At 52.2% G+C, this 14,503-nt stretch carries 15 protein-coding genes and 2 tRNA genes; 6 read left to right on the top strand and 11 right to left on the bottom strand.

Going from position 1 to position 14,503, the window contains the following annotated elements; genetic code table 11:
- Window positions 1–97: 97 nt before the first annotated feature.
- The 7 genes from ACQE3Y_RS17340 to rlmE form a co-directional block, all read right to left on the bottom strand.
- Window positions 98–174, bottom strand: a tRNA-Met gene (locus ACQE3Y_RS17340).
- Window positions 175–233: 59 nt separating this feature from the next.
- Window positions 234–320 (bottom strand) — tRNA-Leu (locus ACQE3Y_RS17335).
- A 47-nt stretch (window positions 321–367) separates the two neighbouring features.
- Window positions 368–697, bottom strand: coding sequence for a preprotein translocase subunit SecG (secG, locus tag ACQE3Y_RS17330; RefSeq protein WP_085068285.1), 330 nt, complete (start codon window positions 695–697; stop codon window positions 368–370).
- Between the two features lie 280 nt (window positions 698–977).
- Window positions 978–2,312, bottom strand: a complete 1,335-nt coding sequence (gene glmM / locus ACQE3Y_RS17325; RefSeq protein WP_085068287.1) for a phosphoglucosamine mutase — start codon at window positions 2,310–2,312, stop codon at window positions 978–980.
- Window positions 2,313–2,319: 7 nt separating this feature from the next.
- Window positions 2,320–3,153: a dihydropteroate synthase gene (folP, locus tag ACQE3Y_RS17320; protein WP_426974848.1), complete on the bottom strand. Its 834-nt coding sequence runs from the start codon at window positions 3,151–3,153 to the stop codon at window positions 2,320–2,322.
- A gap of 81 nt (window positions 3,154–3,234) precedes the next feature.
- Window positions 3,235–5,169: an ATP-dependent zinc metalloprotease FtsH gene (gene ftsH, locus ACQE3Y_RS17315; protein ID WP_250651612.1), complete on the bottom strand. Its 1,935-nt coding sequence runs from the start codon at window positions 5,167–5,169 to the stop codon at window positions 3,235–3,237.
- 172 nt (window positions 5,170–5,341) lie between these two features.
- Window positions 5,342–5,971: a 23S rRNA (uridine(2552)-2'-O)-methyltransferase RlmE gene (rlmE, locus tag ACQE3Y_RS17310; protein ID WP_085068291.1), complete on the bottom strand. Its 630-nt coding sequence runs from the start codon at window positions 5,969–5,971 to the stop codon at window positions 5,342–5,344.
- Between the two features lie 125 nt (window positions 5,972–6,096).
- Between rlmE and yhbY the strand changes: the two genes are divergently transcribed.
- A complete protein-coding gene (gene yhbY / locus ACQE3Y_RS17305) occupies window positions 6,097–6,390 on the top strand; it encodes a ribosome assembly RNA-binding protein YhbY (RefSeq protein WP_085068292.1) in 294 nt (97 codons plus the stop codon).
- A gap of 225 nt (window positions 6,391–6,615) precedes the next feature.
- Here the strand turns inward: yhbY and greA are convergent, their stop codons facing one another.
- Window positions 6,616–7,092, bottom strand: a complete 477-nt coding sequence (gene greA, locus ACQE3Y_RS17300; RefSeq protein WP_085068294.1) for a transcription elongation factor GreA — start codon at window positions 7,090–7,092, stop codon at window positions 6,616–6,618.
- Between the two features lie 250 nt (window positions 7,093–7,342).
- Here greA and dacB point away from each other — a divergent pair, with 250 nt between their 5' ends.
- From dacB to pmrB, 3 genes are read left to right on the top strand one after another with little or no spacing between them, the layout of a single operon-like run.
- Window positions 7,343–8,776 carry a serine-type D-Ala-D-Ala carboxypeptidase gene (gene dacB / locus ACQE3Y_RS17295; protein ID WP_426974885.1) on the top strand — a complete coding sequence of 478 codons (1,434 nt, stop codon included), beginning with the start codon at window positions 7,343–7,345 and terminating at the stop codon, window positions 8,774–8,776.
- Window positions 8,777–8,781: 5 nt separating this feature from the next.
- On the top strand, window positions 8,782–9,444 hold the full coding sequence (gene pmrA, locus ACQE3Y_RS17290) for a two-component system response regulator PmrA (RefSeq protein ID WP_426982152.1): 663 nt from the start codon (window positions 8,782–8,784) through the stop codon (window positions 9,442–9,444).
- On the top strand, window positions 9,441–10,535 hold the full coding sequence (gene pmrB, locus ACQE3Y_RS17285) for a two-component system sensor histidine kinase PmrB (RefSeq protein ID WP_426982151.1): 1,095 nt from the start codon (window positions 9,441–9,443) through the stop codon (window positions 10,533–10,535). The genes pmrA and pmrB overlap by 4 nt, the downstream gene beginning before the upstream one ends.
- Window positions 10,536–10,696: 161 nt before the next feature.
- Here the strand turns inward: pmrB and cgtA are convergent, their stop codons facing one another.
- From cgtA to rplU, 3 genes are all read right to left on the bottom strand, one after another.
- Window positions 10,697–11,869 (bottom strand): Obg family GTPase CgtA, encoded by a 1,173-nt coding sequence (gene cgtA / locus ACQE3Y_RS17280; protein WP_085068298.1) that lies wholly within the window; start codon window positions 11,867–11,869, stop codon window positions 10,697–10,699.
- Window positions 11,870–12,078: 209 nt separating this feature from the next.
- Window positions 12,079–12,336: a 50S ribosomal protein L27 gene (gene rpmA, locus ACQE3Y_RS17275; protein ID WP_038628771.1), complete on the bottom strand. Its 258-nt coding sequence runs from the start codon at window positions 12,334–12,336 to the stop codon at window positions 12,079–12,081.
- Window positions 12,337–12,351: 15 nt separating this feature from the next.
- On the bottom strand, window positions 12,352–12,663 hold the full coding sequence (rplU, locus tag ACQE3Y_RS17270; RefSeq protein ID WP_085068300.1) for a 50S ribosomal protein L21: 312 nt from the start codon (window positions 12,661–12,663) through the stop codon (window positions 12,352–12,354).
- Window positions 12,664–12,920: 257 nt separating this feature from the next.
- Here rplU and ispB point away from each other — a divergent pair, with 257 nt between their 5' ends.
- A complete protein-coding gene (ispB, locus tag ACQE3Y_RS17265) occupies window positions 12,921–13,892 on the top strand; it encodes an octaprenyl diphosphate synthase (protein WP_426982150.1) in 972 nt (323 codons plus the stop codon).
- A gap of 282 nt (window positions 13,893–14,174) precedes the next feature.
- A complete protein-coding gene (locus tag ACQE3Y_RS17260; protein WP_420851603.1) occupies window positions 14,175–14,450 on the top strand; it encodes a helix-turn-helix domain-containing protein in 276 nt (91 codons plus the stop codon).
- Window positions 14,451–14,503 lie beyond the last annotated feature (53 nt).

The raw sequence follows: 14,503 nt of genomic DNA, 5'->3' as shown, positions 1-14,503 counted from the left end.
CGGCTCGGCACACCATCCAAAGAATTTTTTTCAAAATTGGCTGCGGATGCGTCCGGAGATACATACAGTATATTTGAAAAATAACTCTAAGGGAAAGTGGTTGCGGGGGCCGGATTTGAACCGACGACCTTCGGGTTATGAGCCCGACGAGCTACCAGGCTGCTCCACCCCGCGTCCGAAAACGTGGCGAATATTACGCCGAACATGCACAAAATGCAAGTAAAACTGAGATTTGGTACCGAGGACGGGACTTGAACCCGTAAGCCCAATCGGGCACTACCACCTCAAGGTAGCGTGTCTACCAATTCCACCACCTCGGCACTTTAAGACTGCGACCTTATCCTGAGCCGCGTCGAAAGCTTGATACTTATTGCGGGATATCGCTGCCCGGCGCTGCCGGTTTAGCTGGTGCAGTCTGCGACTGTGCCGGCTGAGTCAGGTTTTCCCACTCGCTTCCTTTGGAAGTTTTATTGCTGTTCAGGTTACCCAGAATCAGGCTGATAACGAAGAACAGGGTCGCCAACACTGCGGTCATACGGGTCATGAAGTTACCAGAACCGGAAGAACCAAATAGCGTGCCGGAAGCGCCTGCACCAAAGGAGGCTCCCATATCAGCGCCTTTACCCTGCTGCAGCATGATCAGACCAACAAGGCCAATTGCTACTAACAGAAAAACGACTAACAGAGCTTCGTACATAATCAACCTGTTTCCTTGCGCGGTCACCGCACATCAAAAGCTTCAAACCAATTGACGGGATAATTGTTATTACCCATCAGAAGCGGGTGTGAATACTAACCAAAGGCATAAACATCTGCAAGCGCAATTTTTCCCTGCGACGCTGATTGCAGAAAAAAGCGCCATCATGCTGTTTTTTACGTCGAAACCACCGGTCCCCTGGCAGACAAAAGGTGGTCAGCCAGGGAACCTATTATCGATAGCGGACGTTAAAACAGCGTGTGCGTTTGCAACTGCCCTATCAGGCCGCTTTCACCGCATCGGCGATACGATGTGCCAGCGCGGTAACCTGCGCCTCATCTTCGCCTTCAACCATCACGCGGATTAACGGCTCAGTGCCCGATTTACGCAGCAGAACGCGTCCACGCCCCGCTAACGTTTTTTCGACTTCAGCCGTAACCGCTTTAACTTCAGCGCTCTCCAGCGGGTCTGTGGTGCCGCTAAAGCGCACGTTGACCAGGATCTGCGGCAGCAGCTTCATCCCGCTGCACAGATCGTGTAACGTCATGTGATTACGCGCCATAGCGGTAAGCACTTGCAAACCTGCAACGATGCCGTCGCCGGTGGTGGTTTTGTCCAGCAGAATGACATGCCCGGAATTTTCTGCGCCCAGACGCCAGCCTTTTTCCTGTAGTTTTTCCAGCACGTAGCGGTCGCCGACTTTGGCGCGCGCGAATGGAATACCCAGCTGCTTCAACGCCAGTTCAAGTCCCATATTACTCATCAGCGTACCCACTACGCCACCGCGCAGCTGCCCCTGACGCAGGCCTTCACGCGCAATGATGTAGAGGATCTGATCGCCATCAACCTTGTTGCCCAGATGATCAACCATCATGACGCGATCGCCGTCGCCGTCAAAAGCCAGCCCAACATCCGCTTTGGATTCAAGAACGCGCTGCTGCAATGCACGCACGTCGGTCGCGCCGCACTCTTTGTTGATGTTCATGCCGTCAGGCTGTACGCCAAGCGAGATTACCGTTGCGCCCAGTTCACGCAATACGTTAGGCGCGATGTGATAAGTGGCGCCATTCGCGCAATCGACCACTATTTTTAAGCCGTTCAGATTCAATTCGCTGGGGAACGTGCCTTTGCAAAACTCAATATAACGGCCAGCGGCATCGACAATACGGCTGGCGCGCCCCAGCAACGCAGACTCCACGCAGGTTAACGGCTTTTCCATTTCCTGTTCGATCGCTTCCTCAACTTCGTCCGGCAGTTTTGTGCCTTCAGAAGAGAAGAACTTGATGCCGTTATCCTCAAACGGATTATGCGAGGCGGAAATTACGATCCCTGCCTCAGCACGAAACGTTCGGGTTAAATAAGCAATAGCGGGTGTTGGCATCGGGCCGGTGAACGCAGCAGACAGGCCGGCAGCGGCCAGACCTGCCTCCAGCGCCGACTCCAGCATATAGCCGGAGATACGCGTATCTTTACCAATAATGATTTTTTTCGAGCCGTGACGCGCCAGCACCTTTCCTGCAGCCCAGCCCAGCTTAAGCACAAAATCAGGCGTAATAGGCATTTCGCCTACTTTTCCGCGAATGCCGTCGGTGCCAAAATACTTACGATTACTCATAGCGTTATTATTCCTTCGCTGAACGTGTCGCTTCAACGACGCGCATTGCTTCTACGGTCTCTTTAACATCGTGCGCGCGTATAATCTGCGCACCCTGCATCGCAGCAATCACCGCACAAGCCAGGCTACCGGTTAAACGCTGAGAAGGCCCTACGTTTAGCAGTTGCCCTATCATCGATTTACGCGACATTCCCACCAGTAGCGGCAGGCCAAAATCATGGAAATCGGCCAGATGCGCCAGAAGCTGATAATTGTGGCTGAGATTCTTACCGAATCCGAAGCCCGGGTCGAGTAGCAACTGCGATTTTTTGATACCTACGGCTTCACAGCGGGCAATATGATCAACAAAAAAGTCGTTCACTTCTTGCAGCAGGTTTGTGTAGTGCGGCGCGGCCTGCATGGTGTCGGGCTCTCCCTGCATATGCATCAGACACACCGGTAAGCCGGTCTCTGCCGCAGCCTCAAGCGCACCAGGCAGCCGTAACGAGCGGACATCATTTATAATGTGAGCGCCCACTCGCGCTGATTCACGAATAACTTCAGGCTTTGAGGTATCAACGGAAATCCATACTTCAAACCGTTGCGCAATCGCCTCGACCACCGGAATAACGCGCTCCAGCTCCTCTTCCGTGGTTACCGCATCCGCCCCAGGGCGGGTTGACTCACCGCCGACATCAATAATGGTCGCGCCTGCGTTCACCATCTCATTGGCATGCGTTAGCGCCGCCACCAGTGAATGATGCTGACCGCCATCAGAGAAAGAATCAGGAGTCACGTTAAGAATGCCCATAACATGGGGATGAGACAGATCCAGTAGGGAATCCCTTGCGTACAACTTCATCTTTTTCTCCTTAAGATATTTGGTCATGTGATAGATGCAAAAAACCCCGGACCAGCCGGGGTTTTTATCGCCTGAGGGCGTTTATTTATTAAACTGCTCAGACATGGTGTTACCTGGGTTCGGCGTGCGCGGCTCATCAACCGGACGCGGCGCTTTTGGCGAACCGTCATTGTCCGAATGGTTAGAGTTGGAAGTTGCATCTTCCCAACCCGCTGGCGGACGCACTTCACGGCGAGCCATCAAATCGTCGATTTGCGGCGCATCGATGGTTTCATATTTCATCAGCGCATCTTTCATTGAGTGCAGGATATCCATGTTCTCGTTGAGGATGCGACGTGCACGTTCGTAGTTATTATCAATCAGCAGTTTCACTTCCTGATCGATCAAACGCGCCGTTTCATCAGACATATGTTTCGCTTTAGCCACTGAGCGACCAAGGAAAACCTCGCCCTCTTCTTCCGCATACAGCAACGGCCCCAGTTTTTCCGAGAAGCCCCACTGCGTCACCATGTTACGCGCCAGGTTTGTCGCGACTTTGATGTCGTTAGACGCACCGGTAGAAACATGTTCTGGACCGTAGATGATCTCTTCAGCCAGGCGGCCGCCGTACAGGGTTGAAATCTGGCTTTCTAGTTTCTGACGGCTGGCGCTAATCGCATCGCCTTCCGGCAGGAAGAAAGTTACCCCAAGCGCACGTCCACGCGGAATAATCGTCACCTTGTGCACCGGATCGTGTTCCGGCACCAGACGACCAATAATGGCATGGCCCGCTTCGTGGTAGGCGGTAGACTCTTTTTGCGCTTCCGTCATTACCATGGAGCGACGTTCCGCACCCATCATAATTTTGTCTTTCGCTTTTTCGAACTCCACCATCGATACAACGCGCTTGTTACCACGAGCGGCAAACAGAGCGGCCTCATTCACCAGGTTAGCCAGATCGGCACCGGAGAAGCCAGGCGTACCACGCGCAATAATCGCGGCATCAATATCGGTTGCCAGCGGCACGCGACGCATATGTACTTTCAGAATTTGCTCACGACCACGCACGTCTGGCAGACCAACAACAACCTGACGGTCGAAGCGGCCCGGACGCAGCAGTGCCGGGTCCAGTACATCAGGACGGTTGGTTGCGGCAATAACAATGATGCCTTCATTGCCTTCGAAGCCATCCATTTCTACCAGCATCTGGTTCAGCGTCTGCTCACGTTCATCGTGACCACCGCCTAAGCCAGCGCCACGCTGACGACCTACCGCATCGATCTCATCGATAAAGATGATGCACGGTGCTGCTTTTTTCGCCTGCTCAAACATATCGCGCACACGAGAAGCACCCACACCCACAAACATCTCTACGAAGTCAGAACCTGAGATAGTGAAGAACGGCACTTTAGCTTCACCGGCGATCGCTTTCGCCAGCAGCGTTTTACCGGTACCCGGCGGGCCTACCATCAGTACGCCTTTCGGAATTTTACCGCCCAGTTTCTGGAAGCGGCTGGGTTCGCGCAGGTATTCTACCAGCTCGCCCACTTCTTCTTTTGCTTCATCGCAGCCTGCAACGTCAGCAAAAGTGGTTTTGATCTGATCTTCCGTCAGCATGCGGGCTTTGCTTTTACCAAAGGACATCGCGCCTTTGCCACCCCCGCCCTGCATCTGGCGCATAAAGAAGATCCAGACACCAATCAGCAGCAGCATCGGGAACCAGGAGATGAAGATGGAAGCCAGCAGGCTTGGCTCTTCCGGTGGTTCACCGACAACTTTTACATTTTTAGTCAACAGGTTATCGAGTAACTTGGGATCGTTGACGGGAATGTAGGTCGTATATCGATTACTGTCTTTTTTGGTAACGTTGATTTCACGCCCGTTAATACGTGCCTCGCGGACCTGATCCTGGTTCACTTCCGACAGGAAGGTTGAATAATCAACCCTACGGCCATTCGACTCGCTGGGCCCAAAGCTCTGGAAAACAGACATCAGCACAACTGCGATGACCAACCAGAGAATCAGGTTTTTCGCCATGTCACTCAAGGGATTAACCTCTTATTACAACTGTGTTAACAGACAGCGTAGGGTACTATATATCCACCATACTTGGAATCGCTGCGGTGTTGACTGCGCTCACTAACCCAAATCACTTACTGCGTAAGCTCATCGGGACATGCACGCCTTGCCACGGCTCCAGTTATTTTGGCTATAGTTTGCGCCCTGTCGCTACAATGTACACTTCGCGTGAACGTGAACGCGAAGCGTCCGGCTTACGAATTTTCACTTTCGTAAACAGGGAGCGAATTTCCCGCAGGTATTCATCGAAGCCATCTCCCTGAAATACTTTCACTACAAAACTGCCACCAGGTGCCAGTACATCGCGACACATTTCCAGTGCCAGCTCCACTAAATACATCGACCGGGGAATATCAACGGCTGGAGTGCCGCTCATATTGGGCGCCATATCGGACATGACAACCTGGACTTTCTCTTCGCCGACGCGTTCCAATAGTGCTTTCACTACGGATTCTTCACGAAAATCGCCCTGAAGGAAATCGACACCAACGATAGGATCCATCGGTAAAAGATCACAAGCGATAATACGTCCCTTTGAGCCAATCTGGGTCGCAACGTATTGAGACCAACCGCCAGGCGCTGCACCAAGATCGACCACGGTCATCCCGGGCTTAAACAGCTTATCGCCCTGCTGTATTTCATCAAGTTTAAACCAGGCGCGCGAACGCAACCCCTTTTTCTGTGCCTGTTGCACATATTTATCGCTAAAGTGTTCCTGAAGCCAGCGGCTGGAACTGGCTGAACGCTTTTTACCTGTCATACTTTTTCCAACTATTCTTCATCGTAGCGATAAATAACCAAACATAGTGATGTCCTGTTTGGTGATATACCAGAGATGGCGGTAGAATGTACCGTTTTCAATCCCAATGTAAGTAAAAATATACGATGAATCTGAGTACCAAACAAAAACAGCACCTGAAAGGTCTGGCCCATCCGCTGAAACCCGTTGTTATGCTGGGTAACCATGGCCTGACCGAAGGCGTGCTGGCCGAAATCGAACAGGCGCTTGCGCATCACGAACTGATTAAGGTGAAGATCGCTACCGAAGATCGGGAAACGAAAAACCTGATGGTAGAAGCCATTGTTCGTGAAACGGGGGCCTGTAACGTGCAGGTTATCGGCAAGACGCTGGTGCTGTACCGTCCGTCAGAAGAACGCAAAATCTCCCTGCCGCGCTAACCGGGCAAGCTGATTATACGCTAAATAATTCGGGTTGCGTGAAAGCAGCAACGCAGCAAATCCTGGAAGCTTACTGAGTAAGTGAGCAAGGAAAGCCAATGCACATGCAACCTGAAATATAACGATTGTAGTCAGCCGGAAGAAGTTGCCATGCTCCTGCTCAGGATAAAAGGCCGCAACGCGGCCTTTTTCCTTTCTTTACAATTATGTGATGCGTCAGAGCGATTAAAGATATTCTACTTTCAGAATTTCATACTCGACGTCGCCGCCGGGCGTTTTAATCACCACTACATCATCCACTTCTTTACCAATCAACCCGCGCGCCATCGGCGAGTTTACGGAAATCAGGTTCTGCTTAAAGTCCGCCTCATCATCACCAACGATACGATAGGTTGACTCTTCATCAGTATCGATATTCAGCACGGTTACCGTCGCGCCAAAAATCACCCGGCCATTGTTAGCGATTTTAGTGACATCGATCACCTGCGCATTCGACAGCTTGGCTTCGATCTCCTGAATACGCCCTTCACAAAAGCCTTGTTCTTCACGCGCGGCATGATACTCGGCATTCTCTTTCAGATCGCCATGCTCACGCGCTTCCGCAATTGAGGCAATAATACGGGGGCGTCTGACGGTCTTCAGCTCTTCGAGTTCTTCACGCAGCTTCTCCGCGCCCCTTAACGTCATCGGAATCTGATTCATTTTAATACCTCGTCATCGGTCCTGTTTGCTTGTTGTCGTCCTGACCATTGGGTCGTCGGCCTGACGCGTTGTGCAACGCTACCGGCTGATTCGCAAACAAAAGAAACCTGACCCGGAGCAGGCTCCAGGTCAGGATTCAGGTTTGCATTTTGATACGTATTTTAACCCAGAGTTCCCTATGGGTCATCGTTTACTTTCTACTACGATGCACCGTAGTATGACGGCTTCACCCGTCAGTTACCGCGAGATTATGCGATTTTCACGACTTGTTACCGGACTAACCTGTGCGTTTATGCTGCAAGCTCAGGCAGCACCCGTGGAAGAATACACACAATATTTACCGGATGGCGCAAACCTGGCGCTGATGGCACAAAAAGTGGGTTCATCAACGCCGCTGGTCGATTATCACAGTAAACAAATGGCTTTGCCAGCCAGCACCATGAAAGTAGTGACGGCGCTCGCAGCGCTGCTGGAGTTGGGTCCAGACTTCCGCTTTCGCACCACGCTGGAAACTCAGGGCAAAGTGGATAATGGCACCCTGCAGGGCGATCTGATTGCCCGCTTTGGCGGCGATCCCACGCTTTCGCGTCAGGATTTACGTAATATGGTTACCGCCCTGACCAAACAGGGTATTACCCATATTCAGGGCAATCTGGTGATCGACACCTCGGTCTTCGCCAGTCACGATAAAGCGCCAGGCTGGCCATGGAACGATAATACTCAGTGCTTTAGCGCGCCGCCTGCCGCTGCTATCGTGGATAAAAACTGTTTTTCCGTGTCCTTGTATAGCGCCGACCGTCCCGACGATAACGCCTTTATTCGCGTAGCGTCTTATTATCCGGTTACCATGTTCAGCCAGGTACGTACCTTAGCGAAAGGGTCGCCCGATGCGCCTTACTGCGAACTGGATGTCGTACCGGGTGAGCTGAATCGCTTTACACTCACCGGCTGTATGACGCAGCGCAGCGAACCTTTGCCGCTGGCCTTTGCTATTCAGGATGGTGCCGCCTGGTCCGGAGCCATTTTAAAAGCGATGCTGCAGGACGCCGGTATTGATTACACCGGACATCTGGTGCGCCAAACGCGCGTCACCGAGCCAGGCACCCTCCTGGCGGAGACACAGTCCGCGCCGCTGCGTGATTTGCTGAAAGTGATGCTGAAAAAATCGGACAATATGATCGCCGATACGGTTTTCCGCACCATCGGGCGTCACTATTTTAACGTTCCTGGCACCTGGCGTGCCGGTTCAGATGCGGTGCGCCGTGTTCTGCGCCAGAAGGCGAATATCGATCTTGGCAACAGTATCCTGGTCGATGGATCCGGACTATCGCGTCACGATCTGATCTCTCCGGCAACCATGATGCAGGTGCTGCAATATATTGCGCAAAACGATCAGCAACTGAACTTTATCTCTATGCTGCCGCTGGCGGGCTACGATGGCACGTTGCGCTATCGCGGCGGTCTGCATGAAGCCGGCGTGGATGGCAAAGTTTCCGCTAAAACCGGTTCGTTGTCAGGGGTTTATAACCTGGCCGGCTTTATTACCACCGCCAGCGGTCAACGCGTGGCATTTGTGCAGTTCCTGTCCGGGTATGCCGTACCGCCAGAGGACAAACGCATCCGCCGCGTGCCGCTAGTGCGCTTTGAAAGCCGGCTATACAAAGACATCTATCAGAATAACTGAGCCGCATGAAAATTCTCATTGTGGAAGATGATGTGCTATTGCAGGAAGGCATCGCCCTCGCGCTAAGTAGCGAGGGTTATGCCGTGGATTGCGCGGATAAAGCGGCTCAGGCGGATGCCCTGCTGCACAGTGGGGAGTATAGTTTAGTCGTACTGGATCTTGGCCTGCCGGATGCGGATGGAACCGATTTGCTGCGCCGCTGGCGTCGAAAAAATATCGACCTGCCGGTATTGATTCTCACAGCCCGCGATGCGCTGGAGGATCGGGTTGACGGACTGGACGCTGGCGCTGACGACTATCTGATTAAGCCTTTTGCGCTGGCTGAATTAAAAGCGCGCGTACGGGCGCTCATCAGACGTTACCAGGGCCACAGTGACAATCATATCCAGCATGGAGATCTGGCGCTTAACCTCTCCTCTTTGCAGGTCTCGGTGAATAATCAGCCAATAGAGGTTACGCCTAAAGAGTTCGCTCTGCTTTGCAGGCTGCTGATGCGAATTGGTCAAACCGTGCATCGCGAGACATTACAGCAGGATATCTACAGCTGGCAGGACGATAACAGCTCGAATGCGCTGGAAGTTCATATCTATAATCTGCGCCGCAAGTTGGGTAAAGATCGTATCAAAACGGTACGCGGCGTGGGTTACCGGCTGGAAGAGCGTCAATGAACAGTATGCGTCGGCGTTTGTTAATTATGCTGGCGCTTATTTTGCTGACTTGTCAGCTAATGAGCGCCATTTGGTTATGGCATGAAAGCCGTGAACAGATCGGTTTTCTGGTAAACGAAACGCTGACGGCGAAATTACGTAATCAGCATGTTGAAAACGAGATCCGTGAAGCGATAGCCTCTCTCCTGCTTCCGTCGTTAGTCATGGTCGGCTTTACGCTAACTCTCTCTTTCTGGGCGATCAGCTGGGTTATTCGTCCACTTGAGGCCTTACAAAACAGTTTGGCTGAACGCTCCGCCGATAATCTCTCGCCGTTGCCTGTCTATTCGGAGATGGAAGAAATCGTGGCGGTAACCGGAGCAATGAATCAGCTGCTTGCCCGCCTTAATCAAACGCTTCAGCAAGAAAGGTTATTTACAGCAGACGCGGCCCATGAGTTACGCACGCCGCTGGCAGGGATACGCCTGCACCTTGAGCTGATGGCGCAGCAGGAGATCAAGCAGGCGCCCATGCTGGTCGCGCGTATCGATCAGTTGATGCATGTCATCGAGCAGCTGTTAATGCTTTCACGTGCCGGACAAGCGCTGGCCAGCGGCCATTATCAAACGCTGAGCTGGCAGCGGGATATTTTTCTTCCCTTGCAGGCTGAAATGAGCGAATTACTGCATCAGCGACAGCAGACGCTGGAGTGGACGCAACAGGATATGAAAGTGCAGGGTGATGCAGTTTTATTGCGCCTGATGGTGCGTAACTTACTGGAAAACGCTTTCCGCTATAGCCCGGAGCACTCACCCATTACGCTGCAGCTACAGGCGCAAGATAATGGCAGCCTGTTGACAATTCGTGATGAAGGTCCCGGTATTGATGAAAAGAGCGCGGGAGAACTTACTCAGGCGTTTCATCGACGCGATCGGCGTTACGGCGGCAGCGGGCTGGGTTTAAATATTGTGTTGCGAATTTTACAGCTCCACGGCGGAAAGATGCAGTTAAGCAATCGTCAGAACCGCTCCGGACTGGAAGCACAATGCTGGTTGCCGGCTATCCTGAACCAGGGCAGCGGACAAACCAGCACAAGCCAGTGCTCAGGCTAATACCGGGCGCGCCAAACTGGTAACGTCCTTCAATCATTTGCACACTCCCTGCACGACAGCAGGGTTTATCAGTATGCTCTCTACGTCAGGCATAGAGCCCGCAGCAATAAAAACAGCAAAAAAAGCCCGGCGATAAGCCGGGCTGCAGTTATCAGGCATGATTAATGCTGATAGATGATTTCGACACCTTCGTCGTCATCTTCGTCCCAGTCATCATCCCAATCTTCATCTACTTCTTCTTCTGCCTGTTCCAGCGCTTCACGGTGGTAATCGTCCCACATGAATTCAGCTTTCTCAGGTTTCTTCTCTTCCTGTTCCGCCTCTTTGGGATTGGCGATCAGGAAGGACATCACATCCCAGCACAGCGCATTCACGCCGGTCTGACTGGCGGCAGAGATAAGGTAATATTTCTCATCCCAGCCAAGCGCTTCCACAATGGCCTTCGCACGCGTTTCCGCTTCTTCTTTACTCAGCAGATCCACTTTGTTGAAGACCAGCCAGCGCGGCTTGTCATACAGTTTTTCACTGTATTTCTTCAGCTCGCCGAGGATGATACGCGCATTTTCTACCGGATCGGATTCATCAATTGGCGCCAGATCGATCAGGTGCAGCAGAACACGGCAGCGTTCCAGATGCTTCAGGAAGCGAATGCCCAGTCCCGCGCCATCCGCTGCGCCTTCAATCAGGCCCGGAATATCGGCGACCACAAAGCTTTTTTCATTATCCATACGCACCACACCAAGGCTCGGCACCAGCGTGGTAAAAGGATAATCAGCCACTTTTGGCTTGGCGGCAGACACCGCGCGGATAAAGGTTGATTTACCGGCGTTCGGCAGACCCAGCATGCCAACATCGGCCAGCAGCATCAGCTCCAGCTGCAGGTCGCGCTTCTCACCCGGCGTACCCATGGTTTTCTGACGCGGGGTACGGTTAACGGAGGATTTAAAGCGCGTGTTGCCCAGACCGTGCCAGCCGCCTTTTGCTACCATCAGCTTTTGCTCATGGCGCGTCAGGTCGCCCAGCGTTTCACCGGTACCCTGATCGATAACGCGCGTGCCGACCGGCACTTTAATCACGATATCTTTACCACGCTTGCCGGTACAGTCGCGGCTCTGCCCGTTCTGTCCACGCTCGGCGCGGAAAGATTTTTCAAAGCGATAATCGATCAGCGTGTTAAGGTTTTCATCGGCCAGCAGATAGACATCGCCGCCGTCACCGCCGTCGCCGCCGTCCGGGCCGCCTTTCGGAATATATTTTTCGCGGCGGAAGCTAACGCAACCATTACCGCCATCACCTGCAACGACCAGAATCGTCGCTTCATCAACAAACTTCATTTACCTTCTCCGTAAATCATTCACCTGGCGACCGGATAAACCGGTGCGGCTTTAATTCCGCCGAGGCCATAAGCGATGACCCGTTGCGGAAAGACTGTACGTAAATTGTACAGCAAATCAGGCAAGCTCAAAATGTAAAAAGCCCCGCAATATTCTGCGGGGCTTTCATTCTCTGGCAGGCAGATTAACCCGCCTGCAGCACGACAACCTTACTCAGCAACGATGCTGACGTATTTACGGTTGTTCGGGCCTTTAACTTCGAATTTCACTTTACCGTTTGCAGTAGCAAACAGAGTGTGGTCACGGCCAAGACCAACGTTGGTACCTGCGTGGAACTTGGTGCCACGCTGACGAACGATGATGTTGCCAGCCAGTACAGATTCACCGCCGAAACGTTTTACGCCCAGGCGCTGTGCATTTGAGTCGCGACCGTTACGTGTTGAGCCGCCAGCCTTTTTGTGTGCCATTTGTCAGATCTCCTCTCAGGCGCTGATGCCAGTGATTTTCACATCAGTGAACCACTGACGATGGCCCTGCTGCTTACGATGGTGTTTACGACGACGAAACTTAACGATCTTAATTTTCTCGCCACGACCATGAGCAACAACTTCTGCTTTGATCACGCCACCTGAAACCAGCGGTGCGCCGATTGTAACGTCGTCACCATTTGCAATCATCAGAACCTGATCGAACTCAATAGTTTCGCCGGTTGCGATGTCCAGCTTTTCCAGGCGAACGGTTTGACCTTCGCTTACTCGGTGTTGTTTACCACCACTTTGGAAAACCGCGTACATATAAAACTCCGCTTCTGCGCTTACCTTCTTCAATTGTCAGGCGGCGCGATAAATATTCACAATAGGGCGCGAATTCTACGCAAAAATCCCTGCGTTGACAAGAGGACATAGCAAAGGATTGCAGAAAAAAAACGCAGCGCCATACTCAGGATTCAAGAGCCTCGTTTTTCAAGTACAATCTGTAATACATTACATGGCACAGACATGGGCAAAGTCGCTTAACATGGCGCTGAACAGAGCAATAGCTGAACAGACTGATGAATTTAGAACAAATTAATGAATTAACCGCCCCAGATATGGCGGCCGTCAACGAGACCATCCTCTCACAGCTGAATTCAGATGTTTCGCTCATCAATCAGTTGGGTTACTACATTATCAGCGGCGGCGGAAAGCGTATTCGTCCTATGATTGCCATTCTTGCGGCGCGCGCGCTCGGCTATGAAGGTAAGCAGCACGTGACTATTGCCGCGCTGATTGAATTTATTCATACCGCGACGCTGTTGCATGACGATGTGGTGGATGAATCTGATATGCGGCGCGGAAAAGCTACGGCCAACGCGGCCTTTGGCAACGCAGCCAGCGTGCTGGTAGGCGATTTTATTTACACCCGCGCCTTTCAAATGATGACCAGCCTTGGTTCACTGCGTATTCTGGCGTTGATGTCAGAAGCGGTAAACGTTATCGCCGAAGGCGAAGTGCTGCAGCTAATGAACTGTAACGATCCTGATATCACTGAAGAGAGCTATATGCGGGTGATTTACAGCAAAACGGCGCGTCTGTTCGAAGCGGCGGCGCAATCTTCCGGGATTCTGGCGGGCGCTACTGAAACTCAGGAGCAGGGTTTACAGGATTATGGTCGCTATCTCGGCACCGCTTTTCAGCTGATTGACGATCTGCTTGATTACAGCGCCGATGGACAAACGCTGGGGAAAAACGTTGGTGACGATCTCAGCGAAGGTAAACCTACCCTACCGTTGCTGCATGCCATGCGCCATGGCAATGCCCAGCAGACCGCCATGATACGTGAAGCCATTGAACAGGGTAATGGTCGCCATTTGCTGGATCCGGTACTGGAGGCGATGCGTCAATGCGGTTCTCTTGAGTGGACGCGCAACCGTGCCGAACAGGAAGCGGATAAGGCTATCGCTGCTCTGCAGGTGTTGCCAGAATCTCCCTGGCGCAGTGCGCTGGAAGCGCTGGCTCATATGGCAGTACAGCGCGACTCCTGATGCGTTACGGGGGCGCTATTTAACGCTCCCCCGCTCTTTATTTTTTCCTTCCGTTTGCAAACACCCATCACGCTTTTGCGAAGAGAAACACATTTCTTTCGCTTCATTTGGAATTTACTGGAAATAAATGGATTCTGTTTGCTATAAAAAACCACCTTCTGGCAAGATGGAGCTTGAAATGCAAACAGCAACATACTCTTTCCCCTAACTCTTTTAATTTAAAGTTTCTTAAAAACTCCAGTAATTCTCATCAAGAAAAATCAGCATAGGGAGACGTGCGCTATGGGTAATGTGAATAAAACAAAGCAAGACTGGCATACGGCGGATATCATTGCCGCCCTGCATAAAAAGGGAACCTCTCTTGCCGCCGTATCGCGCCAGGCTGGCCTGAGTTCATCAACGCTGGCTAATGCGCTCAATCGTCCATGGCCGAAAGGGGAATGGTTAATTGCCGAGGCGCTCGCAGTTCATCCTGCGGAAATTTGGCCCAGCCGCTACTACGATCCCATAACCAGGAAGCTGATTGATCGTAAGAAGCTGATTCGTTCCCGCTCCTGACCCCGCTTAAGTAAAAAAAAACAGCCCCCGAAATCGGGCGCTGTTTTTAACAA

The organism is Pantoea sp. FN0305, assembly GCF_050113845.1.
In the GTDB taxonomy this organism is placed as follows: Bacteria; Pseudomonadota; Gammaproteobacteria; order Enterobacterales; family Enterobacteriaceae; genus Mixta; species Mixta alhagi.
The sequence above is the reverse complement of the archived record's forward strand: the minus strand, read 5'-3'. Positions and strand labels throughout refer to the sequence as shown.